The following is a 24,556-nucleotide window of genomic DNA, read 5'->3' as shown; positions in this document are numbered from 1 at the left end:
GTGCGGGCTCCGAGCATCGGGGCGGTAGACGAGCGCCCGGGCGATCCGGGAGGAGCGGCGCTGCCCCGACGCCCTGCGGCGCTGCCATGACGCCCCGCGAACAGCGCCGGCACCCGGCGAAGCGTGCGCGCCGTCCTGCCACCTCGATAGCGTGGAGGGTCACCGGGCGGGCGGTGCAGACGAAAGGCGAGCGGATGGCGGAGCGGATCGACGTCGAGGCGGTCGTGATCGGCGGTGGCGTGGTCGGGGCGGCGGCAGCGTGGGCGCTCGCACGAGATGGGCGTGACGTGGCGCTCCTCGAAGCAGCCGATCCGGCCCATCCGCTCGGCGCCTCGCACGCCTCCACCCGCAACTTCAACCCGTCGTATGCGGAGCCCGCGTACCTGCGCCTGCTCACGCGCGCGCTGCCGCTGTGGCGCGAGCTCGAGGACGAGTCGGGGGAGACGCTCCTCGACCAGACCGGCATCGTCAACCGCGGTCCGTTCCCTGACCGCGCGCGCCTCCTCGACAACGCGCCGGCCGCCGGCTTCGACGTCGAGGTCGTCCCGCCCGACGAGGCCGCCCGGCGCTGGCCCGGCATGCGGTTCGCGAGCGACTCCCTCTTCCTCCCCGCCGGCGGGCGCCTGTGGGCCGAGCGGTCCGTGCGCGCCTTCCACGCGGTCGCCGCGCGCGACGGCGCGCTCGTGCGCCATCGCACGGCTGTCGACGGCATCCGCGTGCTCGGCGACGACGCCGTCGAGGTCACCGCGGGGGACCTCGTCGTGCGAGCCCGCCGCGCGATCGTCGCCGCCGGAGCGTGGTCGAAGGAGCTCCTCGCCGGTCTCGTCGATCTGCCGCTCCGCGTGACGGAGGAGCACCCCGCCCACTTCGCGCTCGCTGCGGGCGACGACGGCAGCGGATGGCCCAGCTTCAATCATCGAGCGGAGCCGTCGAGCTTCGGATGGCTGGGCCCGATCTACGGGCTCGTCTCGCCCGGCGAGGGGCTGAAGATCGGATGGCACGGCGCCGGTCCCGAGGTCACGCCCGCCACGCGCACCTTCGCTCCCGAGCCGCATCTCGTCGACGCGCTGCAGGCGTACGCGGCGGAGTGGATGCCGGGCGCGGACGCCGACCGGTTCGAGTTCCTCTCCTGCACCTACACCTCGCGCGAGGGCGAGGACTTCATCCTCGACACCGCCGGGCCGCTCGTCGTCGCGGCCGGGTTCGCGGGCCACGGGTTCAAGTTCGCGCCCGCACTCGGCGAGCATCTCGCGGCTCTCGCCACGGGCGGCGCGGCCGACCCGTTCTTCGCGCTTCGGTAGGGGAGGCCGCTGCGCGAGGGTCGCCGAGCTGCTGTTGCCCGGCTCTGCGGCAGCCGCCGACCCGTTGGACGCGTTCCGTGGCAGCGGTCCCCGCTCCGCTTCCGCTCCACAGCGGCATCCGCGCCCTCCGGCCATCCACACCTCGGCTCGATGTCAGAGCCGCGTGCGAGGCTGGAGGCATGACCGACGAGGCCCTGCGCACATCCGCTCTCGCCGCCTTGCGCCGCCTCGTCGGCCGGGACGACGCCGACTTCCACGAGGGGCAGTACGAGGCGATCGAGGCGCTGGTCGGCGGGCGGCGCCGCGCGCTCGTCGTGCAGCGCACCGGGTGGGGCAAGTCGGCCGTGTACTTCGTCGCCACGCGCCTGCTCCGCGACGCCGGGGCAGGGCCGACCGTGCTCGTCTCGCCGCTCATCGCCCTCATGCGGGATCAGATCGCCGCCGCCCAGCGCGCGGGCGTGCGGGCCGTCGCCATCAACTCCACCAACGCGCACGAGTGGACCGAGGTCCTCGCGCAGCTCGACGCCGACGAGGTCGACGTGCTCCTCGTCTCGCCCGAGCGCCTCAACAACCCGTCGTTCCGCGACGAGCAGCTGCCCGCACTCGTGCGCCGCATCGGCATGCTCGTCGTGGACGAGGCCCACTGCATCAGCGACTGGGGGCACGACTTCCGCCCCGACTACCGGCGCCTCCGCGACCTCATCGCGCAGATGCCGCCGTCGGTGCCGGTCCTCGCGACGACCGCGACCGCCAACAGCCGCGTGGTCGCCGACGTCGTCGAGCAGCTGGGGGCGGATGGTGTCACGACGATCCGCGGACCGCTCGCGCGATCCTCGCTGCGGCTGGGAGTCCTTCGCCTCCCGGATGCCACCGCGCGGCTGGCCTGGCTGCTCAGCCATCTCGACGAGCTGCCCGGCTCGGGCATCATCTACACGCTCACCGTGGCGGCGGCGAACGACACCGCGCGGCTCCTCCGCGATCACGGACACGAGGTGCGCGCGTACACCGGGCAGAGCGACGCCGACGAGCGCGCCGAGTCGGAGGTCATGCTCAAGCGCAACGAGGTGAAGGCGCTCGTGGCCACGAGCGCGCTCGGCATGGGGTTCGACAAGCCCGATCTCGGCTTCGTGCTGCATCTCGGGGCGCCGTCGTCGCCGGTCGCGTACTACCAGCAGGTGGGGCGCGCGGGTCGTGCGACCGACTCCGCCGACGTCGTGCTGCTCCCCGGCCCCGAAGACCGTGACATCTGGCACTACTTCGCCACCGCCTCCATGCCCGACCAGGAGCGGGCCGAGCGCGTCCTCTCCGCGCTCCGCGATGCTCACGGACCGCTCTCGACCGTGGCCCTCGAGGCGCTCGTCGACATCCGCCGCACGCCGCTCGAGCTGCTGCTGAAGGTGCTCGACGTCGACGGGGCCGTGCGCCGAGAGCGGGGCGGATGGGTCGCCACCGGCGAGCCGTGGACGTACGACGCCGAGCGCTACGGCCGCATCGCCGCCGAGCGCCGCGCCGAGCAGGACCACATGCTCGAGTACCAGACGACGACCGCGTGCCGCATGGAGTTCCTGCAGCGCCGGCTCGACGACGAGACCGCCCAGCCCTGCGGCCGGTGCGATAACTGCGCAGGACCGTGGCTGTCCGCGGAGATCGGGCAGGCCGTGTCGGCCTCGGCCGCGTCTGCGCTCGACCGCGTCGGCGTGCCCATCGAGCCGCGCCGCCAGTGGCCCTCCGGGCTCGACCGGCTCGGCGTCCCCCTCAAGGGACGCATCTCCGCCGAGCAACAGGCGGCGGAAGGCCGTGCCCTCGCTCGTCTCACGGATCTCGGCTGGGGTGGCGCCCTCCGCGAGCTCTTCGCCGCGGGCGCTCCCGACCAGTCGGTGCCGCAGCGCCTGCTCGACGCGTGCGTGCGCGTGCTCGCCGGGTGGGGATGGCAGGAGCGGCCGGTCGCTGTCGTGTCCGTTCCCTCGCGCTCGCGCCCGCAGCTCGTCGCCTCCACCGCTCAGGGCATCGCCGCGATCGGACGGCTGCCCTATCTCGGCGCGCTCGCGCTCGACGCCGCCGCACCGGTCGGACGCCCCGGCGGCAACAGTGCCTTCCGCGTCGCAGACCTGCACGGTCACCTCTCCGCCGCCGGCATCGACGTGCCCGCCGGCCCGGTCCTCCTCGTCGATGACCTCGCCGACAGCCGCTGGACGCTGACACTCGCCGCCCGCGAGCTCCGCGCGGCGGGGGCGACGGCTGTGCTCCCGTTCGCCCTGGGCCTTCGCGCCTGACTCATCGAGGCGCGACGCGCCACCTTCTGCGCGCCCGCGCGAGCCTCAGCCGCCGGCCAGTCGCCGGTTCGTCTTCGCGGTGGCCGGTGCGGTCCAGGGGTCCTCGGGCCACGGATGGCGCGGGTAGCGCCCGCGCATCTCCTTGCGGACGTCCTGATACGGCCCGTTCCAGAACGACTCGAGGTCGGCGGTCACCGCGAGCGGCCGGCGCGCGGGGGAGAGGAGATGGAACAGCACCGGCACCCGTCCGCCGACGAGCCGCGGCGTGCGGGCGAGGCCGAACACCTCCTGCAGCTTCACGGCCACCACGGGGAGGCCATCCGCGTCGTCGGGTGCGGGGTACTCGATCCCCGCCGTGGATCCCGACGGCACCGCCAGCCGCTCGGGCGCGAGTTCGCCGAGGCGCGCGGCCTCCGGCCACGGCAGCAGGCGACGCAGCGCGGCGGCGACGTCGATGCTCTGGAGTGAGGCGTCCGGCCGCATCCGCGCGAGGTCGGGCTCGAGCCAGTCGTCGAGCCGGTCGAGCAGCGCGTCGTCGTCCACTGCGGGCCACGGTGCACCGAGGTGCCGATGCACCAGGGTCAGCCGGCCGCGGAGGGCTGTCGCCGTCGCCGTCCAGTCGAGGGCTTCAAGACCCTCCGCACGCAGGTGCGCTGCCAGCGCCGGAGCCGCATCGCCCGGTTCGGCCGCCGCCGGCGTCGATGACAGCACGATGGCGCCGAGCCGTCGCTCGAGGCGCACGCGCACCCGTCCGCCGTCGATTCGCGCGGAGCGCTCGGCGATGAGAAGCGGCGCGCCGACGTGCAGCGCGTCCTCCTCGCTCAGCGGAGCGGCCAGCCGTATGACGGCACCGGTCCCGTCCGCGGCGCGGCCATCCATCCGCTGGACGTCGTGCACGGCGATCCACTCCGAGGCGACGAGCGCGCTGCCCTCGGGGAGCGCGGCGCGGGTGCCGCTCGCGAGCAGGTAGCTGCGCGACCCCTCACCCGTCCGGCGCGCGATCCAGTCCGGGCGAGCGAGCGCGACGACGACCCCCGCCGCGCCGGTGACCCCGCGCGAACCCCCGGCACCGCCATCCGTCGCGATCCGTGCCAGTCTCGTCGTCTCCCGCCGCCAGCGCGCGGCGCCCGGTGCGCGGTCGTCCCGCAGCGCGCGCAGCAGGCGCGGCAGGTCCGCATCGGCGTCGCGGTGGTCGTCGGAGATCGCCGCGACGACCTCGGCGGCCGCGCGGGCGTCGCCGAGCTCCGCCGCGCCGTCCAGCAGCGCCCGTGCCGCGCGCACCCCGACGGGCAGCGTGGCGAGGCGGCGGCCGAGCTCCGTCGGGCGGCCGGCGCCGTCGATGAGGGCGAGCTCGCGCAGCACCGCCAGCGCGCTCGCCATCGCTCCGGCAGGCGGCGGTGTGAGCAGGGCGAGGCCCTCGCCGCCCGGCGTGCCCCAGGCGCCGAGGAGGAGCGCCGCGTCGACGAGATCCGCGGAGGCGATCTCGGGAGGCGCGGCAGGAGCCATCCGCGCGAAGTCGGCCTGCGCATACAGGCGGATGGCGCGGCCCGGTCCCTGCCGCGCGGCGCGTCCCGCACGCTGGTCGGCGCTCGCCCGCGACGCGCTCACGGTGACCAGGCCGGTCATGTCGCGAGCGCGGTCGCGCCGCACCTCCCGCGACAGCCCCGCGTCGATCACGAGGCGCACGCCGGGCACCGTGAGCGAGCTCTCCGCCAGTGCGGTCGACACGATGATGCGCGGCGGGTCGCCCGCGCCTGTCCCGCGGATGGCCAGGTCCTGGTCCCGTGCGGACAGTCGCCCGTGCAGCGGGAGGGCATCTGCGCCCCGCTCGCGCAGGAGTCGCACCACCTCGTCGACGTCGTGCGCCGACGGCAGGAACACCAGCGCGTCGTCCTCGCGCTGAGCGGACACGGCGACGTCGGCGACGTGCCGGAGGAACGGGCGGGTGACGCCGCGGAGGTCCAGGCGCGCCCCGTCCATCGGCGCGTACTCGATCGCGAGCGGATGGAGCGGCGAGGGGATGTCGACGACCGCCGCGTCGCCGAGGAGGGCGGCGATGGGCGCGGCGTCTACCGTGGCGGACATCGCGACGACGAGCAGGTCGTCGCGCAGGGCCCGGACCTCGGCCAGCATCCCGAGGAGCAGGTCGCCGTCGAGGGAGCGCTCGTGCACCTCGTCGAGCACGACCGCGTCGACGCCCTCGAGGGCGGGGTCGGCGAGCAGGCGCCGCAGCAGCACGCCGGGCGTGAGGGCCTCGATGCGGGTCGCAGTCGACACCTCGCGCTCGCCGCGGATGGTGAAGCCGGCGGGGCCGCCGAGCGGCGATCCGTCGAGCTGCGCGATCCGGCGCGCGGCGGCCCGCACCGCCACCCGCCGCGGTTGCGTGAGGAGCGCGCGGCCGGGAACGAGGTTCGCCACGAGGGGCGGCACGAACGTGGTCTTGCCGGTGCCCGGGGGAGCTGTGACGACGAAGGCACCGCCGGTGGCCGCGGCCTCGAGCTCCGGCCGAGCCGCCGACACCGTGAGCCCGGCGCCGATGCGAGCGAGGTCGAAGATGTGGCGCGGGGGCATATGACGATCATCTCAACCCGGGCGTCCGGACATGGCGAAGGCCCCGCTCATCACGAGCGGGGCCTTCGCGCATCGGTGCCCCCGGAGGGATTCGAACCCCCGACCTTCGGTACCGGAAACCGGCGCTCTATCCCCTGAGCTACGGAGGCGTGCTGCTCGAGCCTATCAGCGCGCGGAGGGTGCCTCGTACACGTCGGACACCACGGGCGCTGCGGGCTCGACCTGCGGTTCGGCGGCCTCCACCTGCAGCGGCGCGGTCATCGCGTCGACGGCCGCCGCGAGGCGCTCGGCGAGATACGCGTGACCGGCATCGGACGGATGGTTCGCGCCCAGCTTCGAGGTGTCGATGAGACGCGCGTAGTCGTCCTCGGTGATCCACTCCTCCTGCACGGGGGAGATGTACGGCCAGCCGCGCTCCGCCGCGAGCCGAGCCAGCCGCTCGTCGATCTCCGCCGTCGGCGCCTCGACGGGGAGGACCTGCGGGGCGGGGCCGAGCACGACGACGGCGGCGTCCGGGTACATCCCCTCGAGCGTGTCCCACGCCGCGTCGACGGCGGCGTCGTAACGCGACAGGTCCTGGTGGCGGTCGTTGATCGAGCCCTGCACCACGATGAGGTCGGGAGCGAGGCGGGGATCGAGCGCGGCCATCCGCTCGCCGAAGTCGGGACCGTCGACACCGGGCTTCAGGTACCCGCTGCCGCGGATCCCGTCCACGGTCGTGCGCCAGCCCTCGAGCGCGCCGAAGCGGTAGGCGTAGCCGAGTGCGCGCTCGGTGGCGGCGGAGCCGTACGTCCAGGAGTCGCCGAACACGAGCACAGACGGGTCGTCGGGCAGCGAGAGCTGCGACGGCGGGGCGGGCGCGACGTCATTCGACGTCGGCCCGGCGGCGACCGCGGCGGGGGTCTCGAGCGGCGCCCAGGGTCGCCAGAGGCCCAGCACGAGGATGATGCCGAGAAGGAGGAAGCCGGCCGCAGCGAACACCACGGCGACATGGCGTTTCGGGTGCGCCAGGGTCATGGTGTCGAGGATAGGCGCTCGCGGCGAGCGCTCCGGCCGGCCCGGTAAACTCGACCCGCTATGAACCCGGATTCCCTCGCCGCCGCCCTGCTCGCCGTCCTCACCCCGATCGTCGAGCGACGCCGGCCGGAGGAGTCCTTCGACCTCGCCGCCGGCGACGTCGCCTTCGAGCGCCCGAAGAACCGCGACCACGGCGACTGGGCCACCAACATCGCCATGAAGCTCGCCAAGCGCCTCGGCGTGAATCCGCGCGAGCTCGGGCAGGAGATCGCCGACGCGCTCGCCGAGGTCGAGGGTGTCGCATCCGCCGAGGTCGCGGGCCCCGGCTTCATCAACATCCGCCTCGACGCCGCAGCGGCCGGCGCCCTCGCGAAGACGATCGTCGACGCGGGCGATGCCTACGGACGCAACCAGACGCAGGTCGGCAACACCATCAACCTCGAGTTCGTCAGCGCGAACCCGACCGGGCCGCTCCACATCGGCCACACCCGGTGGGCAGCGCTCGGCGACTCCATCGCCCGCGTGCTGAAGGCCAGCGGCGCCGACCTCGTCAGCGAGTACTACGTCAACGACGCCGGCGCGCAGATGGACAAGTTCGGCGCCAGCGTGCTCGCCGCAGCGAAGGGGGAGCCCACCCCCGAGGGCGGCTACCCCGGCCAGTACATCGCCGACCTCGCGCAGGCCGTGCTCGCCGAGCGCCCCGACCTGCTCGAGCTCGACCCCGACGCGCAGCTCGCCACCGCGCGCGAGCTCGCGTACGCCCGGCAGCTCGGCGAGATCCAGCAGTCGCTCGAGACGTTCAACGTGCACTTCGACGTCTTCTTCAGCGAGCGCACGCTGCATGCGAAGGAGGGCGGTGCCAGCGCGATCGACGACGCCATCGACCGTCTCGCGGCGCAGGGCCACGTCTTCGAGGACGGCGGCGCGGTGTGGGTGCGCACCACGACCTTCGGCGACGACAAGGACCGCGTCGTGCGCCGCTCCGACAGCGAGATCTACACGTACTTCGCGGCCGATGCCGCGTACTACCTGAGCAAGTCCGACCGGGGCTACCAGCACAAGATCTATCTACTGGGCGCCGACCACCACGGCTACGTGCACCGCCTGAAGGCGCTCGCGGGCGCGGCGGGCGACGACCCGCAGAAGGACATCGAGGTGCTCATCGGGCAGCTCGTGTCGGTCAACGGCGCGCGGCTCTCCAAGCGCGCCGGCAACATCATCGAGATGGACGACCTCATCTCGTGGATCGGCACCGACGCGCTGCGCTACTCGCTCGCGCGCTACCCCGCCGACTCGCCGCTCGCGCTCGACCCCGAGCAGCTGCGCAAGCGCACGAACGACAATCCCGTCTTCTACGTGCAGTACGCGCACGCCCGCACGCACAACGTCGCGCGCAACGCGGTCGACTCGGGCGTGGACCGCTCGACCTTCGCCCCCGAGCTGCTCGACCACGAGACCGAGAGCGCGCTGCTGGGCGCCCTGCAGGAGTTCCCGCGCATCGTGGCCTTCGCCGCCGAGCTGCGCGAGCCGCACCGCATCGCCCGCTACCTCGAGGAGCTCGCCGGGCTCTACCACCGCTGGTACGACAACTGCCGCGTGACGCCCAAGGGCGACGAGCCGGTGGAGCCCGTGCACGGCACTCGCCTGTGGCTGAACGACGCCACCGGCCAGGTGCTCCGCAACGGCCTGCACCTGCTCGGCGTCAGCGCTCCCGAGCGGATGTGACGTGACGGCGCGTCGGCGGGTCCGCGCGCTGATCGCCGCGGGGGTCGCGATCGTCCTCGTCGTGGCGGTGCTCGTCGTCGGCGAGCTCGTCGCGCGACGGATGGTCGAGCAGCGCGTGCGGCAGACGATCGTCTCCGAGCTGGATCTTCCCGCCGACCAGCGGATCGATGTCAGCGTCGGCGGGATCGTGCTCGTGCAGCTGGTCGCCGGTCACCTCGACGACCTCTCGGTCCGCAGTGACGACGTCTCCGTCGGCGGCCTGTCCGGCGACGTCGCGATCCGCGCGCACGGCGTGCCGGTGCGCGGCGAGGACCTCGACGCGCTCGGCGGCACCGCGAGCATCGCCCTCGACGCGACGGATGTCGATGCGCTGCTCGACCAGGTCGGCGGAGGCTGGCTGTCGTGGGGCGACATCGACGTGGCGCTTCCCGGCCCGGCCGCCGAGCTCTCCACGACCGCGTCCTTGTTCGGGGTGCCCATCCCGCTGGCATTCAGCGCGGTGCCGGGCGTGCGGGACGGCGACGTGGTCCTCGCGCCGGAGTCGATCAGCGTGGGCGGCCTCGAGCTCACCGCCGACACGCTCGCTCAGGCGCCCATCGATCTCAGCGCCCTCGCCGAGCCGCTCGTCGTGTGCGACGGCGACGCGCTGCCGGATGGCCTCGAGGTCGTCTCCGCGGACGTCGAGCAGGCCGAGCTCGTGGTGCGCCTGTCCCTCGCGGACGGCGCAGCGGCCGACACCGGCGCCTGGGCATCGGCGGGCTGCGTCTGAACCGCGTGTCGCCGCGCGTCGTCGTGCGAACACGGGCGGCGAGAGCGTGCCATAGACTCTCAGTCACCGCGGCGACGTGAGCGTCCCGCGCCGCGGCGAACCCCCATTCCCACGATTGGTGACCCGTGTCCTCGTCCGCCCTCGCGCCCGCATGGCTCACGCCTCCCGCCGACCCCAACGACCTCGCGCCCGGAGTCTGGCCCGCATCGGCCGTCCGTGACGCGACCGGCGCGCTCGTCGTCGCCGGCGCATCGGCTCCCGCCCTCGCCCGCGAATTCGGTACCCCGCTCGTCGTGATCGACGAGGACGAGGCGCGCACCCGGGCCGCCCGCACCCGCGCCGCGTTCGACGCCGCCACCGCCCGCCGCGGCGGTTCGGCGCGCGTCTACTACGCGGGGAAGGCGTTCCTCAGCGCCGAGATCGCGCGCTGGATGATCGCGGCCGGCCTCCACGTCGACGTGTGCTCGAGCGGGGAGCTCGCGGTCGCCCTCGCGGCCGGCGTCCCCGCCGCGAGCATCGGCTACCACGGCAACAACAAGCGGATGTGGGAGCTCGAGCGCGCGGTCACGGCGGGCGTCGGCACGATCATCGTCGACTCCGCGATCGAGATCGAGCGCCTGGCCGCGATCACCGAGCGCCTCGACGCCGACCAGACCGTGCTCGTGCGGGTGAACAGCGGCGTGCACGCCGAGACCCACCACTTCCTCGCGACCGCGCACGAGGATCAGAAGTTCGGCTTCACCCTCGCCGCCGCGGAGGAGGCCGTCGCGCGCATCCGCGAGCTGCCGCACCTCACGTTCGCGGGGCTCCACTGCCACATCGGGTCGCAGATCTTCGGCGTCGCCGGCTTCCGCGAGTCCGCCTCGCGGGTCGTCGAGCTGCACGAGCGCCTGCTGGCCGGCGGGGACATCCCGCTGCTCAACCTCGGCGGCGGATTCGGCATCGCGTACACGCGCGCCGACGACCCATCGCCCATCGAGGAGCTCGCCGACGGCATCGTCGACGCCGTCGCCGACGAGTGCGCGGCGCGGGGCATCGCCCTGCCGACGCTCGCCTTCGAGCCCGGCCGCAGCGTGATCGGGACGGCGGGTGTGACGCTCTACGAGGTCGGCACGATCAAGCCCGTGCACGTCGCGACCGACGACGGCGACGCCGAGCGCCTTTACGTCAGCGTCGACGGCGGCATGAGCGACAACGCGCGTCCCGCCCTCTACGAGGCGCAGTACTCCGCCCGCATCGCCTCGCGCGAGGGCGTCGACGCCCCCGCGCTGGTGCGCGTGGTCGGCATGCACTGCGAGTCGGGCGACGTCGTCGTCGACCACGAGTACCTTCCCGGCGACGTCACCCCCGGCGACCTGCTCGCCGTCCCGGTGACCGGCGCCTACTCGGTGCCGCTCGCGAGCAACTACAACCATGTCCCGCGCCCGCCCGTCGTGGCGGTGCGTGCGGGAAGCGCCCGCGTCATCGTGCGCGGCGAGACGATCGACGATCTGCTCGCCCGCGACGCCGGGCTCGACAGCGGTCCCACGGCCGAAGAGGGAGAAGGATGATCGACCATCGCACGCTGAGGGTCGCCCTGCTGGGCGCCGGTTCCGTCGGATCGCAGGTCGCGCGCCTGCTGCGCGAGCACGGCGACGACTTCGCCGAGCGCAGCGGGGCCCGCCTCGAACTCGCGGGCATCCTCGTGCGCGACCTCGACGCCCCGCGCGACGTCGACCTGCCGCGCGAGCTGCTCACGACCGACGCCGAGAGCCTCATCGTCGGCGCCGACATCGTCATCGAGCTGATGGGCGGCATCGAGCCCGCCCGCACGCACATCCTCACCGCGCTGAACTCGGGCGCCGACGTCGTCACGGGCAACAAGGCGCTGCTCGCGCAGCACGGGCCGGAGATCTTCGACGCCGCCGACCAGGTCGGCGCGTCCGTCTCCTACGAGGCGGCCGTGGCCGGGGCCATCCCGATCATCCGCCCGCTGAAGGACTCCCTCGCCGGCGACCGCATCGTGCGCATCTTCGGGATCGTGAACGGGTCGACGAACTTCATCCTCGACAAGATGGACCGCGAGGGCCTCTCCGCCGAGGACGCGCAGCGGCTCGCGACGGACCTCGGGTACCTCGAGGCCGACCCCACCCTCGATCTCGAGGGCTACGACGCGGCGCAGAAGGCGGCCATCCTCGCCAGCCTCGCGTTCCACACCGAGGTGTCGATGGACGACGTGCACCGCGAGGGCATCGAGTCGATCACCGCCGACATGATCGAGGGCGCGCGCCGTGCGGGCTTCGTCATCAAGCTGCTCGCGATCTGCGAGCGCCTCGCCGATGCCGAGGGCGAGGCGATCTCGGTGCGCGTGTACCCCGCGCTCATCAGCCGCGAGCACCCGCTCGCCACCGTGCACGGCGGCAACAACGCCGTGTTCGTCGAGAGCGAGGCCGCCGGCCCGCTCATGTTCTACGGGGCGGGCGCCGGCGGCGTGCAGACCGCCTCGGCCGTGCTCGGCGACGTCGTCTCAGCCGCCCGCCGCCACATCGCCGGAGGCGTGGGCGTGGGGGAGTCGGCGCGGCAGAGCCTGCCGACCGCCGAGATCGGCCGGATCAGCACCCGCTACCAGATCACCCTCGAGGTGTCCGACGAGCAGGGCGTCCTCGCCGTGATCGCCGGCATCCTCAACGACGGCGGCGTCTCCGCGGCGACCGTCGAGCAGACCGTCGATGACGAGGGCACCGCCCGCATCGTGATCGGAACCCACACGGCTCGAGAGCAGGCACTGGGCGACACCGTCGCTCGCCTGGCCGAGAGCGATGTCGTCGTGCGCGTGGCATCCGTGCTGCGCGTGGAAGGAGAATGACCATGGCCCACGTCTGGCGCGGAGTGATGCGCGAATTCGCCGACCGTCTGGGCGTCACCGACGCCTCGACCGTCGTGACGCTCGGCGAGGGCGGCACGCCGCTCGTCCCGGCTCGCGTGCTGTCGGAGATGACCGGCGCGGATGTCTGGATCAAGTTCGAGGGCATGAACCCGACCGGCTCCTTCAAGGACCGCGGCATGACCGTCGCCCTCTCGCGCGCGGTCGAGCACGGCGCGAAGGCCGTCATCTGCGCCTCCACCGGCAACACCTCCGCGTCCGCCGCGGCCTACGCCGCGCACGCCGGCATCACCGCCGCGGTGCTCGTGCCCGAGGGCAAGATCGCCATGGGCAAGCTCAGCCAGGCCGTCATCCACGGCGGGCAGCTCATCCAGATCCGCGGCAACTTCGACGACTGCCTCGAGATCGCGCGCGAGCTCAGCGAGAACTACCCCGTGCACCTCGTGAACTCGGTCAACCCCGACCGCATCGAGGGCCAGAAGACCGCCGCCTACGAGGTCGTCTCGCAGCTCGGCGACGCCCCCGACTTCCACTTCATCCCGATCGGCAACGCGGGCAACTACACCGCGTACTCGCGCGGGTTCATGGAGGAGGCGGCCGCGGGCACCTCCACGCGCGTGCCGCGCATGTTCGGCTTCCAGGCCGAGGGCTCCGCGCCAATCGTCCGCGGCGAGGTCGTGCGCAACCCCGAGACCATCGCCACGGCCATCCGCATCGGCAACCCGGCCTCGTGGGAGCTCGCGCTCGACGCGCGGGAGAAGACCGACGGCTACTTCGGCGCGATCTCCGACACGGCCATCCTCGCGGCGCAGAAGCTGCTCGCCAGCACCGCCGGCGTCTTCGTCGAGCCCGCCTCGGCCATCGGCGTCGCGGGCCTGCTGGAGCGCTCGGCCGCCGGTGTCATCCCCGCCGGCTCGCGCGTGACGATCACCGTCACCGGCCACGGCCTGAAGGACCCGCAGTGGGCCCTCACGCAGGAGGACGGCTCGCAGGTCACCCCGACGATCGTCGACGCCGCGCCCCGCGACGTCGCCGAGGTGCTGGGACTCTCACCCGTCGGAGCGCCCGCGTGACGCCACCTCGGCGCTCGGTGCACGTCCGCGTGCCGGCCACGAGCGCCAACCTGGGCCCCGGGTTCGACACCCTGGGCCTCGCGCTGTCGGCGTACGACGAGCTGACCGTGACGACCCTGCCCGAGGGCGAGCTCGAGATCGAGGTGAGCGGGTCGGGAGCCGAGCACATCCCGCGTGACGGCTCCCACCTGATCGTGCGGGCCATCCGCCACGTCTTCGCCGACGTCGACCGGCCGGCGCCCGGCCTGCGGCTCGACGCACACAACGGGGTGCCGCACGGGCGCGGGCTCGGCTCGTCTGGCGCGGCGGTCTCGGCCGGTGTGCTGGCGGCGAAGGGCCTGCTCCAGGGCGAGGTGGAGCTGTCGGAGAACGACCTGCTGCGCCTCGCGACCGAGCTGGAGGGGCACCCCGACAACGTCGCACCCGCGCTGTTCGGCGGGCTCACGATCGCGTGGATGGACGAGACCGGCCCGCAGCACAAGAAGCTGCTCGTGCACCGCGGCGTCGCGCCCGTCGTGTTCGTGCCGGAGACGACCATGTCGACCTCGCTCGCCCGCACCCTGCAGCCGCTGCAGGTGCCGCGCGAGGACGCCGTGTTCAACGTGTCGCGCTCGGCGCTCCTCATCGCGGCGCTCACGCAGAGCCCCGAGCTGCTGCTGGCCGCGACCGATGACAAGCTCCACCAGAACTACCGCGCGGAGGCCATGCCCGAGACCAACCGGCTCGTGCAGGCGCTGCGCGCGAAGGGGTTCGCGGCCGTCGTCTCGGGCGCAGGCCCCAGCGTGCTCGTGCTCGCGGATGGCCCCGGTCGCCGTCTCGAGGCGGCTGAGCTCGTCGCTCAGATCGCCGACACCCCGTGGGACGCCCTCATGCTCGCCGTCGATTTCAAAGGTGGTACTGTGAGGGAAGTCCCGGTGGGTGCTGAATAGCACGTTCAAAGCCACCGTCGCAATTCTGCGAAGCCCCCGCACGGTCCAGGCCTTCTTCTTTCTGACAGGCCAGGATCCACGCGCGTCGTGGCGCGCGTCAGCGAATCTCGCCAGTGCGGTTCGGGTCATGCCACGCAACACCGACAGGAGTACTCGTGGAGCACATCTCCGAGATCCAGAACGAAGCCGTCGGCGAAGGAGAGACCCTCTTCGACGCGCAGCCCGACATGCAGGCGACCGAGGCGTCGCCCGCGGAGTCGCCGGCCGAGCCCGAGGCGGCTCCCGCCAAGCCCGCCCGCAAGCGCGCCCCGCGCCGCGTGAAGTCGACCGGCCTCGCCGCGGAGGCCGCGCCTGCCGCTGACGCTGCACCCGCCGAGGCACCCGCTGCCGACGCTGCGCCTGCCGCCGACGCTGCGCCTGCCGCCGACGCTGCGCCCGCTGCCGACGCTGCGCCCGCTGCCGACGCGACGGATGGCGCCGCCGCCGAGTCCGCGGAAGGTGCGGCTGTCGAGGGCGCAGACGCCCCCGCCGCCCCCGCGGAGGAGGCCCCGGCCAAGCCCGCCCGCAAGCGCGCGCCGCGTCGCCCCAAGAAGGTCGAGCCCGTCGTCGAGGCGCCCGAGGAGACCCCGGCCGACGCCGGGATCCCCGCCGCCGACACCACCGCTGCACCGGCGACCGACGAGCAGGGTGAGGCCCCCGCCGCGACCGCCGACGTCGCCTCCGAGTCCGCCGAGGAGGCCCCGGCCGCCGGCGCCGAGACCGAGACCGCCGAGAACGAGACCGCCGCGAGCGAGACGGCCGACGCCGCCGAGACGACCGACGCCGAGGGTGCCGCATCGGCCGAGGGAACCGCCGGCCGCAGCGAGGGCAACCGCGCCGAGGGCGAGAAGTCCGAGGAGGGCAACGGCCGTCGCGGACGCAACCGCAACCGCCGCGGCCGCAACAAGGCGGGCGGCGACGCGCAGGCCACCGAGGACACCCGCGCCCCCCAGCAGGACGAGGCCAAGGACGACGAGGGCGAGCGCAACGAGCGCGGCACCCAGCGTCAGGGCCGCAACCAGAACCAGGCGCAGGCGCAGACCGAGGGGCGCGGCCGCGCTCGCAACACCAAGCGTCGCGGCGGCGCGGATGACGAGTTCGACACCGAGATCGGCGAGGACGACGTCCTCATCCCGATCGCCGGCGTGCTCGACGTGCTCGACAACTACGCCTTCGTCCGCACCACGGGCTACCTTCCCGGACACCAGGACGTCTACGTCTCGCTCGGCCAGGTGAAGAAGTACCACCTGCGCAAGGGCGACGCGATCGTCGGCGCGATCAAGCAGCCGCGTGAGGGCGAGTCGAGCGGGCGCCAGAAGTACAACGCGCTCGTGAAGGTCGACTCGATCAACGGCCTGTCCGTCGAGGATGCCGCCGGTCGCGTGGAGTTCGGCGACCTCACGCCGCTCTACCCGCAGGAGCGCCTGCGTCTCGAGACCGCTCCCGAGAAGCTCACGCAGCGGATCATCGACCTCATCTCGCCGATCGGCAAGGGTCAGCGCGGCCTCATCGTCGCACCCCCGAAGGCGGGCAAGACGATCGTCCTGCAGCAGATCGCCAACGCGATCTCGCAGAACAACCCCGAGGCCCACCTCATGGTCGTGCTCGTCGACGAGCGCCCCGAGGAGGTCACCGACATGCAGCGCTCGGTGAAGGGCGAGGTCATCGCCTCGACCTTCGACCGTCCGGCCGAGGACCACACCACGGTCGCCGAGCTCGCCATCGAGCGCGCGAAGCGCCTCGTCGAGCTGGGGCGCGACGTGGTCGTGCTCCTCGACTCGATCACCCGACTGGGCCGCGCCTACAACATCTCCGCTCCGACGTCGGGCCGCGTGCTCTCCGGCGGCGTGGACGCCTCGGCGCTGTACCCGCCCAAGCGCTTCTTCGGCGCCGCGCGCAACATCGAGAACGGCGGCTCGCTGACCATCCTCGCGACCGCGCTCGTGGAGACCGGCTCGAAGATGGACGAGGTGATCTTCGAGGAGTTCAAGGGCACCGGCAACATGGAGCTGCGCCTGTCGCGTCAGCTCGCCGACAAGCGCATCTTCCCGGCCGTCGACGTCAACGCGTCGTCCACGCGCCGCGAGGAGATGCTGCTCTCCGCCGACGAGGTCAAGATCACGTGGAAGCTGCGCCGCGCCCTCGCCGGGCTCGACCAGCAGCACGCGCTCGGCGTCATCCTCGACAAGCTCAAGGAGACGCAGTCGAACGTGGAGTTCCTCGTCCAGATGCAGAAGACGATGCCGGCCACCGGCGGACGCGGCTCGGGCCACGAGAACGACATCCGCTGACGCGGGCGGGGGAGCAGGAGTGTTCGAGTCCGTTCAGGGACTGATCGACGAGCACCGGCGGGTCCAGGAAGAGCTCTCGGACCCCGCCGTGCACGCCGACGCCGCACGTGCCAAGCGCGTCAACCGGCGCTACGCCGAGCTCAGCCGCATCGTGCGCGCTCACGAGGAGTGGGAGGCCGCGGGGGAGGACCTCGCGGCCGCCCGCGAGCTCGCCAAGGAGGACGAGGCCTTCGCGGAGGAGGTCCCGGCCCTGGAGGAGAACCTCGCGCAGACGCAGGAGCGCCTGCGTCGTCTGCTCATCCCGCGCGACCCCGACGACGCGCGCGACGTGATCATGGAGATCAAGGCCGGCGAGGGCGGTGCGGAGAGCGCCCTCTTCGCCGCCGACCTCCTCCGCATGTACATGCAGTACGCCGCGTCCAAGGGGTGGAAGACCGAGCTCCTCGAGCGCGACGAGTCCGATCTCGGCGGCTACAAGAACGTCCAGGTCGCGATCAAGGGCACGTCGAACGACCCCGCGCAGGGCGTGTGGGCGCACCTGAAGTACGAGGGCGGCGTTCACCGCGTGCAGCGCGTTCCCGCGACCGAGTCGCAGGGCCGCATCCACACGTCGACGACCGGCGTGCTCGTCTTCCCCGAGGTGGATGAGCCCGAGGAGATCCAGATCGACGCGAACGATCTGAAGATCGACGTGTTCCGGTCATCCGGCCCCGGCGGCCAGTCCGTCAACACGACCGACTCCGCCGTGCGCATCACGCACGTGCCGACGGGCATCGTCGTGTCGATGCAGAACGAGAAGTCGCAGCTGCAGAACCGCGAGGCCGGCATGCGCGTCCTGCGCGCGCGCCTCCTCGCGCGCCAGCAGGAGGAGCTCGCCGCCGTCGCCGCCGATGCGCGCAAGTCGCAGATCCGCGGCATGGACCGCTCCGAGCGCATCCGCACGTACAACTTCCCGGAGAACCGGATCGCGGACCACCGCACGGGGTACAAGTCGTACAACCTCGATCAGGTGATGGACGGCGCCCTCGGCCCCGTCGTCGAGTCCTGCATCGAAGCCGACGAGGCCGAGCGCCTCGCCTCGCTCGGCGACTGACCTCACCGCTTGGGCCATCCGCTCGGCGCGAGAGGATGGCCGGATGGAGATCCACGAGATGGGCGCGGTGGCTCTCGCCGCCGCGCTGCAGGCCGGCGAGCTGTCGCCGCGCGAGGTCGCCGCGCACTTCCTCGCGCGCATCGAGCGAGCCGATGGCGCGCTCGGCGCGTTCACGGAGGTGACGGCCGAGCGCGCGCTCGCGCAGGCGGATGCCCTCGACGGCCCGGACCCGGGGCGAGCGCTGTGGGGTCTGCCGCTCGCCGACAAGGACCTCACCGCCCGTGCCGGCGTGCCGACGCGATACGGATCGCGCGCGTTCGCGTCGTACGTGCCGACGGCGTCCGACCCGCTCGCCCTCGCCCTCGACGAGCTCGGCGCGGTCAGCCTCGGCAAGACGAACACCCCCGAGTTCGGGATGACCGGGTACACGGAGTCGCGCGTGGCCCCGCCCGCACGGAACCCGTGGGATCTGGCGACCGGCGCGGGCGGGTCGAGCGGCGGCGCGGCGGTGGCGGTCGCCGCCGGTCTCCTTCCCGCAGCTCCGGCTTCGGATGGCGGCGGATCGATCCGGATCCCGTCCGCGACCGTGGGCGTCGTGGGTCTGAAGCCCTCGCGCGGCCGGCTGCCGATGGGCTCGGGTATGGATGTTCCCGGCGGCCTCTCTGTCGCGGGGCCCATCGGCCGCAGTGTCGCCGATGCGGCGTTCCTGCTCGACGCGCTCGCGCCATCCGCCCCGTACACCTATGCCACGCGAGCCCCGGGCGAGGGGCCGTTCCTGCCCTTCGCGGGCCGCGAGCCTGGCCGGGTCCGGATCGGGTTCACGACCGAGACGCCGTGGGATGGCTGGACGGACACGACCCTCGATCCGTTCGCGCGCGCGGCCTTCGACGCGGCGCTGGAGATGCTGGCGCGGTTCGGCCACGGCGTCGAGGACGCGCAGTGGCGGCCCAGCGGATACCCGGAGCTCTTCACGACGATCTGGCGCGCCTCGGCCGCGCGCATCCCGGTGCCGGACGAGCGATTGGACGACGACCTCGAACCGCTCACGGCGTGGCTCGTGCGGGAGGGGCGGGCGCTTCCGGCCGAGCGGCTGCTCGCGGCGTACGCCGCCGCGACCGCGTTCGAGCGGGCGACGATCGCCGTGTTCTCCCCGTTCGACGTGGTCGTGACGCCGGCGCTCGCGCAGTCGCCGCGCCCGATCGGATGGCACGATGCCGACGACCCCGAGCGGAACTTCGCGCAGCAGTGCTCCTACGCGCCGCATACGAGCTTCGTGAACGTGTGCGGGCTCCCGGCGCTGACCATCCCGCTCGTTCCCGACGAGACCGGCCGCCCCGTGAGCGTGCAGCTGATCGGACGCCCCGGCGGCGAGGCGGCGATCGTCGCCGTCGCCGCGCAGCTGGAGGCCGAGCGCGGCCCACTGCCCTGGCCGCCCGCGGCGCTCGCGGGCTGAGACCATCCGCCCGACAGCGCCTGCGCTCCGAACCCACCCGCAGCGCAGGCGGTCTCGGAGGAGGCGGGCGAGCCGCGAGCGACGAGGCGGTCTCGGTCGGCCCCGGCACGGCGCCGACCGGGTCAGATGCTGTACTCGGGCGCCATGAGCAGCGTGCGGACGTCCTCGCCGTTCTGACGAGCGCGAGGGCGGGCCGGGATGCCGACGAGCACGGTGTCGGCGGGGGCGCTGCGTGTGACCGCCGCGTTCGCGCCGATGGCGCAGCGGTCGCCGATGACGACCGGCCCGAGCACCTTCGCGCCGGCGCCCACCGCGACGCCGTCGCCGAGCGTCGGGTGCCGCTTGCCGTGGTCGTGCGTGCGCCCGCCGAGCGTGACGCTGTGGTAGATCAGCACGTCATCGCCGACCACCGCCGTCTCGCCGATCACGACGCCCATGCCGTGGTCGATGAAGAAGCGGCGGCCGATCACCGCGCCCGGGTGGATCTCGATCCCGGTGAGCGAGCGGGTCAGCTGCGACCCCGCGCGGGCGACGAAGCGGAAGCCCCGCCGCCACAGGCGGTGCCACACCCGGTGCGCCCAGATGGCGTGGACCCCCGGGTACAGCAGGGCGATCTCGATCGCGGAGCGCGCCGCCGGATCCCGCTGCCGGGCGGCAGCGAGATCCTCGCGGACGCGAGTCCAGGGCGACATCCGGGCGGTCAGTCCTCGCGCAGGTCCTCGAACAGCGGTGTGGAGAGGTATCGCTCTCCGGTGTCGGGCAGCACGACGACGATGCGCTTGCCGGCGTTCTCCGGGCGCCGCGCGATCTGGACGGCCGCCCACGTGGCGGCGCCGCACGACATGCCGACCAGCAGACCCTCCCGGGCGGCGAGGTCCCGCGCCGTGGCGATCGCGTCCTCGAACTCCACCGTCACGACCTCGTCGAAGACCTCGGTGTCGAGAACCGGCGGCACGAAGTTGGGGCCGATGCCCTGGATCTTCGCGGGCCCGGGGGTGCCCTCGGAGAGCAGCGGCGACGCCGACGGCTCGACGGCGACGATCTTCACGTCGGGGTTGCGCTCCTTCAGCACCTGGCCGACGCCGGTGATGGTGCCGCCGGTGCCGACGCCCGCGACGAAGACGTCGACCTTGCCGTCGGTGTCGCGCCAGATCTCCTCGGCGGTGGTGGCGCGGTGGATGGCCGCGTTCGCCTCGTTCGCGAACTGCTTCGCGAGGATGGCACCGGGCGTCTCGGCGACGATCCGCTCGGCCTCCGCGACGGCGTTCTTCATGCCGCCGGCGGGGTCGGTGAGCACGAGCTGCGCACCGAACGCCTTGAGGAGCACGCGGCGCTCCTTCGACATCGACGCGGGCATCGCCAGGATGACCTTGTACCCGCGGGCGGCGCCGACGAGCGACAGCGCGATGCCGGTGTTGCCGCTGGTCGCCTCGACGATCGTGCCCCCTGGCTTCAGCTCGCCCGACTCCTCCGCCGCGTTCACGATCGCGATCCCCAGCCGGTCCTTCACCGACGAGCCCGGGTTGTAGTACTCGAGCTTCGCGACGACCTCGGCTCCCGCGCCCTCTGTGACGCGGTTGAGGCGGACGAGGGGGGTGTTGCCGAACGCGGTGGTGACGTCAGCGTGAATACCGGTCATGGCGGCCTTTCTGGAGGGAGAACCTGGGATGCGGTTCACACTAGGACATCAGAACGAGCGGGAGTCCGGGAGCGTCATCGAGTGACATCCGGCTCCATAGACTTGACGGGCCATGTCGCATCCCGCCCCCCGGCCATCCGCCGTCACTGTCCGCACCGCTCTCGCCGACGCCGTCCGCGTTCTCGCCGGGGCGGGGGTGCCCGACCCCGACGTCGACGCCGAGCTCCTCCTCGCGCACGTGCGACACGAGAGCCGAGGCGGCGTCCAGGCCGCCGCCATCCGCGGTGATGCGCTCACCGCCGACGCCATCGACGCATTCGACGCGCTCGTCGCGCGCCGCGCCGCGCGCGAGCCCCTGCAGCACATCACGGGTGTCGCGCACTTCCGCCACCTGGAGCTGGTGGTCGGACCGGGCGTCTTCGTGCCGCGTCCGGAGACGGAGATGGTCGCGCAGCTCGCCATCGATGCCCTGCGTGCGGACCCGTCGCCGGAGCCCGTCGCCGTCGACCTCGGCACCGGGAGCGGCGCCATCGCACTCGCGCTCGCCACCGAGGTGCCGCACGCCCGCGTGCACGCGGCCGAGAAGTCGCCCGACGCGTTCGCATGGACCACCCGCAACGTCGAGCGCACGGGAGCTTCGAATCTCCGCCTCGCGCTCGCCGACCTCGCCGACGCCTTCGCCGACCTCGACGGCACCGTCTCCGTCGTCGTGTCGAACCCGCCGTACGTCCCCGACGACGCCATCCCACGTGACCCGGAGGTGCGTCTGCACGATCCCGCCGCCGCGCTCTACGGCGGCCCGGACGGTCTCGACGTCGTGCGCGTGCTCAGCCGCACGGCGCTGCGTCTGCTGCGCCCGGGCGGCCTCCTCGTCATCGAGCACGGGGAGTGGCAGGGGGCGCCCATCCGCGAGCTGCTCTCGGGCGACGGATGGCGGGCGCCCGCCACGCACCCGGACCTCACGACGCGAGATCGCGCGACCACCGCCGTCCGTCCCTGACGTCGACAGCAGGGCCGGACCGGCGTCCTCCCGGGGTTCTCGGGCGGCGCGCCGTAGACTTGTGCCGCTATGTCCCCCCTCTTCGATCTGCGTGACGAGACGCAGCTCCTCCCCGGCCTGCGCCGGGCGCGTCAGGCGATCGCCCGCGGCGAGCTCATCGTGATCCCCACCGACACCGTGTACGGCGTCGCCGCCGATGCCTTCAGCCCCGAGGCCGTGCAGCGTCTCCTCGGCGCCAAGGGCCGCGGCCGGCAGCAGCCGCCGCCCGTGCTCGTGGGCGGCGTGGACGCCATGCGCGCGCTCGTGGAGGACGTGCCGGAGCCCGTGCAGCGGCTCGTCGACCGGTTCTGGCCCGGCGGGCTCACGATCGTGCTGCCCGCGCAGGCGTCGCTCAGCTGGGACCTCGGCGACACCGAGGGCACCGTCGCCGTGCGCATGCCCGACCACCGCCTCACCCTCGAGCTGCTCGCCGAGACCGGCCCGCTCGCGGTCTCCAGCGCCAACCTCACGGGGGAGCCCGCCGCCGTCATGGCGGACTCGGCGATGAACATGCTGGGCGAGAGCGTCGCCGTCTACCTCGACGGCGGCGCGTCGGCCACCGGCATCGCCTCCACGATCGTCGATGCGACGTCGCTCGTGGGTGCCGCACCCGAGCGCGTCGTCCGCGTGCTCCGCGACGGCGCCATCTCGCGCGCCGAGCTGCGCGACGTGCTGGGCGACCTGCTCGAGGCCGATCCGGAGTCCGAGGCAGGCAGCGACGCGTGAGGCAGTACGTCTTCATCATCGTCCTCACCGCCGCGGTCACCTTCGGCCTGGCGTGGGCGGTGTGGAAGCTCGCGATGCGGTACCGGCTGTACCCGGGCATCCGCGAGCGCGACGTGCACAAGACGCCGACCCCGCGCCTCGGGGGAGTGGCGATGTTCCTCGGCATCGCGACGGCCTTCGCGGTGTCGGCGGTGAACCCGTACTTCGGCATCTTCTGGCATGAGCCGCAGCGGGTCTGGTCGATCCTCGGCGCTGTCACCCTCATCATGCTCATCGGCGTCGCCGACGACCTGTGGGACCTCGACTGGATGATCAAGCTCGGCGCGCAGTTCCTCGCCGCCGGGATCATCGCCGTCGGCGGACAGCTGCAGATGTACTGGCTGCCGTTCGGCGGCATCACCGTCTGGGGCAGCTGGTTCAGCATCGGCCTGACGATCCTGTCGATCGTCGTCGTGATGAACGCCGTCAACTTCATCGACGGGCTCGACGGCCTCGTCGCCGGGGTCTGCCTCATCTCCAACGCCGTCTTCTTCGTCTACTCGTACCTCCTCGTGCGCGACACGGGAGCCACGGTCTACTTCAACTTCGCCACGTTCATCGCCGCCGCCCTCATCGGCGCCTGCCTCGGCTTCCTCCCGCTGAACTGGAACCCGGCCCGCATGTTCATGGGCGACTCCGGCGCGCTGGTCCTCGGCCTCCTCATGGCGACGAGTGCGATCGCGATCACCGGGCAGCTGCCGCCGTCGATCCTCGACCGCGACGACTTCGACTCCCAGCTGCTGGGAGCGTTCATCCCGATCATCCTGCCGATCATCGTCGTCGCCCTGCCGCTGCTGGACTTCGGGCTCGCCGTCACGCGCCGCATGGGCGCCGGCCGTTCGCCGTTCTCGCCTGACCGGAAGCACCTGCATCACCGGATGCTGGACATGGGCCACAGCGACCGCGACTCGACCCTCATCTTCTACGCGTGGACGTCGGTCTGCTCGCTCGCCGTGCTGCTGATGTACATCGCCACCCAGAGCGGATGGCCGGGGGGCTGGTGGATCGGCATCGTCTTCGGCGCGGTCGGCGTCATCGCCTGCCTCGTGGTCACCCTCACCCCCTCGCGCCGCGCGCCGCGCGGCGACGTCGCGGATGCCCCCGCGCCCACTACCCAGGAGGCCTGATGTCGCCCTCGCCCGTCTCGAGCACCCCCGTCCTGCGCGCCGCGATCCGGTGGAGCAGCGTCGCGACCGCCGCCATCGCGATCGTCGGCGGCATCATCGGGTACCTCGTCGCCGGCTCAGACGGCCTGTGGTCGGCGCTCGCCGGCGCCGTCGTCGCCGCCGTGTTCCTGCTGCTCACCAGCGTGAGCGTGCTCGTCGCCAACCGCTGGTTCGGCGACGCGCTGTACGTGCCGATCTTCTTCGGGATCGTCCTGGGCGGCTGGTTCATCAAGCTCGTCGTGTTCATCGCCGCGCTGTTCATCCTGCGCGGGCAGCCGTGGCTGGAGCCCGTGGTGTTCTTCGTCGCGATCGTCGCGAGCGTCGTGGCATCGCTCGTCGTCGACATGATCGTGCTGCGCACGATGCGCATCCCGCATGTGTCGGACGTCTCGCTGCCGGGGGATGACGACGAGCCGACGCAGCGCCGTTGAGCCTTGATTTCTACAGCGCGTCAAAACCTGGGCGCGACCTTTGATAGGCTGGACTCAGCTGCGGATGGTGTGCGGCGCGATGATCGCGACGAGGCCCCGCAGAACCGCTCTCTCATGAC

The 24,556-nt window shown here is 72.9% G+C and carries 19 protein-coding genes and 1 tRNA gene; 15 read left to right on the top strand and 5 right to left on the bottom strand.

Annotated elements, in window-relative coordinates:
* Nucleotides 1-194: 194 nt before the first annotated feature.
* Nucleotides 195-1,301, top strand: coding sequence for an FAD-dependent oxidoreductase (locus QWJ90_RS11230; RefSeq protein WP_290107926.1), 1,107 nt, complete (start codon nucleotides 195-197; stop codon nucleotides 1,299-1,301).
* A gap of 179 nt (nucleotides 1,302-1,480) precedes the next feature.
* Nucleotides 1,481-3,574: a RecQ family ATP-dependent DNA helicase gene (locus tag QWJ90_RS11225; protein WP_290107925.1), complete on the top strand. Its 2,094-nt coding sequence runs from the start codon at nucleotides 1,481-1,483 to the stop codon at nucleotides 3,572-3,574.
* Nucleotides 3,575-3,619: 45 nt separating this feature from the next.
* On the opposite strand, the gene hrpB is transcribed toward QWJ90_RS11225, so the two are convergent.
* The 3 genes from hrpB to QWJ90_RS11210 all read right to left on the bottom strand — a co-directional run bounded on the left by hrpB (nucleotide 3,620) and on the right by QWJ90_RS11210 (nucleotide 7,162).
* Entirely contained in the window at nucleotides 3,620-6,145 is a 2,526-nt protein-coding gene (hrpB, locus tag QWJ90_RS11220; RefSeq protein WP_290107923.1) for an ATP-dependent helicase HrpB, read from the bottom strand.
* A gap of 76 nt (nucleotides 6,146-6,221) precedes the next feature.
* A tRNA-Arg gene (locus QWJ90_RS11215) sits at nucleotides 6,222-6,294 on the bottom strand.
* A 16-nt stretch (nucleotides 6,295-6,310) separates the two neighbouring features.
* Nucleotides 6,311-7,162, bottom strand: coding sequence for an SGNH/GDSL hydrolase family protein (locus tag QWJ90_RS11210; protein ID WP_290107922.1), 852 nt, complete (start codon nucleotides 7,160-7,162; stop codon nucleotides 6,311-6,313).
* 60 nt (nucleotides 7,163-7,222) lie between these two features.
* On the opposite strand from QWJ90_RS11210, the gene argS reads away from it, so the two are divergent.
* The 9 genes from argS (at nucleotide 7,223) to QWJ90_RS11165 (ending at nucleotide 19,397) form a co-directional block, all read left to right on the top strand.
* The gene (argS, locus tag QWJ90_RS11205; RefSeq protein WP_290107921.1) at nucleotides 7,223-8,887 is read left to right on the top strand and encodes an arginine--tRNA ligase; all 1,665 of its coding nucleotides are present in this window, start codon (nucleotides 7,223-7,225) and stop codon (nucleotides 8,885-8,887) included.
* Nucleotide 8,888: 1 nt separating this feature from the next.
* Nucleotides 8,889-9,656 (top strand): LmeA family phospholipid-binding protein, encoded by a 768-nt coding sequence (locus QWJ90_RS11200; protein ID WP_290107920.1) that lies wholly within the window; start codon nucleotides 8,889-8,891, stop codon nucleotides 9,654-9,656.
* A gap of 125 nt (nucleotides 9,657-9,781) precedes the next feature.
* Nucleotides 9,782-11,206 carry a diaminopimelate decarboxylase gene (gene lysA, locus QWJ90_RS11195; protein ID WP_290107918.1) on the top strand — a complete coding sequence of 475 codons (1,425 nt, stop codon included), beginning with the start codon at nucleotides 9,782-9,784 and terminating at the stop codon, nucleotides 11,204-11,206.
* Nucleotides 11,203-12,501, top strand: coding sequence for a homoserine dehydrogenase (locus QWJ90_RS11190; protein ID WP_290107917.1), 1,299 nt, complete (start codon nucleotides 11,203-11,205; stop codon nucleotides 12,499-12,501). The genes lysA and QWJ90_RS11190 overlap by 4 nt, the downstream gene beginning before the upstream one ends.
* A gap of 2 nt (nucleotides 12,502-12,503) precedes the next feature.
* The gene (gene thrC, locus QWJ90_RS11185; RefSeq protein WP_290107916.1) at nucleotides 12,504-13,592 is read left to right on the top strand and encodes a threonine synthase; all 1,089 of its coding nucleotides are present in this window, start codon (nucleotides 12,504-12,506) and stop codon (nucleotides 13,590-13,592) included.
* Nucleotides 13,589-14,521 carry a homoserine kinase gene (thrB, locus tag QWJ90_RS11180; RefSeq protein WP_290107915.1) on the top strand — a complete coding sequence of 311 codons (933 nt, stop codon included), beginning with the start codon at nucleotides 13,589-13,591 and terminating at the stop codon, nucleotides 14,519-14,521. Before thrC ends, thrB begins: the two co-directional genes overlap by 4 nt.
* Nucleotides 14,522-14,676: 155 nt before the next feature.
* A complete protein-coding gene (gene rho, locus QWJ90_RS11175; protein ID WP_436836701.1) occupies nucleotides 14,677-16,851 on the top strand; it encodes a transcription termination factor Rho in 2,175 nt (724 codons plus the stop codon).
* Between the two features lie 19 nt (nucleotides 16,852-16,870).
* Nucleotides 16,871-17,944 (top strand): peptide chain release factor 1, encoded by a 1,074-nt coding sequence (prfA, locus tag QWJ90_RS11170; RefSeq protein ID WP_156241876.1) that lies wholly within the window; start codon nucleotides 16,871-16,873, stop codon nucleotides 17,942-17,944.
* 43 nt (nucleotides 17,945-17,987) lie between these two features.
* Entirely contained in the window at nucleotides 17,988-19,397 is a 1,410-nt protein-coding gene (locus QWJ90_RS11165; protein ID WP_290107914.1) for an amidase, read from the top strand.
* 122 nt (nucleotides 19,398-19,519) lie between these two features.
* On the opposite strand, the gene epsC is transcribed toward QWJ90_RS11165, so the two are convergent.
* Nucleotides 19,520-20,089, bottom strand: a complete 570-nt coding sequence (gene epsC / locus QWJ90_RS11160) for a serine O-acetyltransferase EpsC (protein WP_290107913.1) — start codon at nucleotides 20,087-20,089, stop codon at nucleotides 19,520-19,522.
* A gap of 8 nt (nucleotides 20,090-20,097) precedes the next feature.
* Nucleotides 20,098-21,036 (bottom strand): cysteine synthase A, encoded by a 939-nt coding sequence (gene cysK, locus QWJ90_RS11155; RefSeq protein WP_290107912.1) that lies wholly within the window; start codon nucleotides 21,034-21,036, stop codon nucleotides 20,098-20,100.
* Nucleotides 21,037-21,148: 112 nt separating this feature from the next.
* Here cysK and prmC point away from each other — a divergent pair, with 112 nt between their 5' ends.
* The 4 genes from prmC to QWJ90_RS11135 all read left to right on the top strand — a co-directional run bounded on the left by prmC (nucleotide 21,149) and on the right by QWJ90_RS11135 (nucleotide 24,437).
* Entirely contained in the window at nucleotides 21,149-22,036 is an 888-nt protein-coding gene (gene prmC / locus QWJ90_RS11150; protein ID WP_290107910.1) for a peptide chain release factor N(5)-glutamine methyltransferase, read from the top strand.
* 69 nt (nucleotides 22,037-22,105) lie between these two features.
* The gene (locus tag QWJ90_RS11145; RefSeq protein ID WP_290107909.1) at nucleotides 22,106-22,801 is read left to right on the top strand and encodes an L-threonylcarbamoyladenylate synthase; all 696 of its coding nucleotides are present in this window, start codon (nucleotides 22,106-22,108) and stop codon (nucleotides 22,799-22,801) included.
* A complete protein-coding gene (locus tag QWJ90_RS11140; RefSeq protein WP_290107908.1) occupies nucleotides 22,798-23,967 on the top strand; it encodes an MraY family glycosyltransferase in 1,170 nt (389 codons plus the stop codon). The genes QWJ90_RS11145 and QWJ90_RS11140 overlap by 4 nt, the downstream gene beginning before the upstream one ends.
* Nucleotides 23,967-24,437, top strand: coding sequence for a hypothetical protein (locus QWJ90_RS11135; RefSeq protein WP_290107907.1), 471 nt, complete (start codon nucleotides 23,967-23,969; stop codon nucleotides 24,435-24,437). The genes QWJ90_RS11140 and QWJ90_RS11135 overlap by 1 nt, the downstream gene beginning before the upstream one ends.
* Nucleotides 24,438-24,556: the final 119 nt, after the last annotated feature.

The organism is Microbacterium oryzae, from assembly GCF_030406385.1.
GTDB classification, from domain to species: Bacteria; Actinomycetota; Actinomycetes; order Actinomycetales; family Microbacteriaceae; genus Microbacterium; species Microbacterium oryzae_A.
The sequence above is the reverse complement of the archived record's forward strand: the minus strand, read 5'-3'. Positions and strand labels throughout refer to the sequence as shown.

Excerpts from the sequence above, each read along its gene's own strand:
- QWJ90_RS11230 (WP_290107926.1), top strand. The coding sequence starts at position 195 with ATGGCGGAGCGGATCGACGTCGAGGCGGTCGTGATCGGCGGTGGCGTG.
- QWJ90_RS11225 (WP_290107925.1), top strand. The coding sequence starts at position 1,481 with ATGACCGACGAGGCCCTGCGCACATCCGCTCTCGCCGCCTTGCGCCGC.
- hrpB (WP_290107923.1), bottom strand. The coding sequence starts at position 6,145 with ATGCCCCCGCGCCACATCTTCGACCTCGCTCGCATCGGCGCCGGGCTC.
- QWJ90_RS11210 (WP_290107922.1), bottom strand. The coding sequence starts at position 7,162 with ATGACCCTGGCGCACCCGAAACGCCATGTCGCCGTGGTGTTCGCTGCG.
- argS (WP_290107921.1), top strand. The coding sequence starts at position 7,223 with ATGAACCCGGATTCCCTCGCCGCCGCCCTGCTCGCCGTCCTCACCCCG.
- QWJ90_RS11190 (WP_290107917.1), top strand. The coding sequence starts at position 11,203 with ATGATCGACCATCGCACGCTGAGGGTCGCCCTGCTGGGCGCCGGTTCC.
- thrC (WP_290107916.1), top strand. The coding sequence starts at position 12,504 with ATGGCCCACGTCTGGCGCGGAGTGATGCGCGAATTCGCCGACCGTCTG.
- QWJ90_RS11165 (WP_290107914.1), top strand. The coding sequence starts at position 17,988 with ATGGAGATCCACGAGATGGGCGCGGTGGCTCTCGCCGCCGCGCTGCAG.
- epsC (WP_290107913.1), bottom strand. The coding sequence starts at position 20,089 with ATGTCGCCCTGGACTCGCGTCCGCGAGGATCTCGCTGCCGCCCGGCAG.
- cysK (WP_290107912.1), bottom strand. The coding sequence starts at position 21,036 with ATGACCGGTATTCACGCTGACGTCACCACCGCGTTCGGCAACACCCCC.
- prmC (WP_290107910.1), top strand. The coding sequence starts at position 21,149 with ATGTCGCATCCCGCCCCCCGGCCATCCGCCGTCACTGTCCGCACCGCT.
- QWJ90_RS11145 (WP_290107909.1), top strand. The coding sequence starts at position 22,106 with ATGTCCCCCCTCTTCGATCTGCGTGACGAGACGCAGCTCCTCCCCGGC.
- QWJ90_RS11135 (WP_290107907.1), top strand. The coding sequence starts at position 23,967 with ATGTCGCCCTCGCCCGTCTCGAGCACCCCCGTCCTGCGCGCCGCGATC.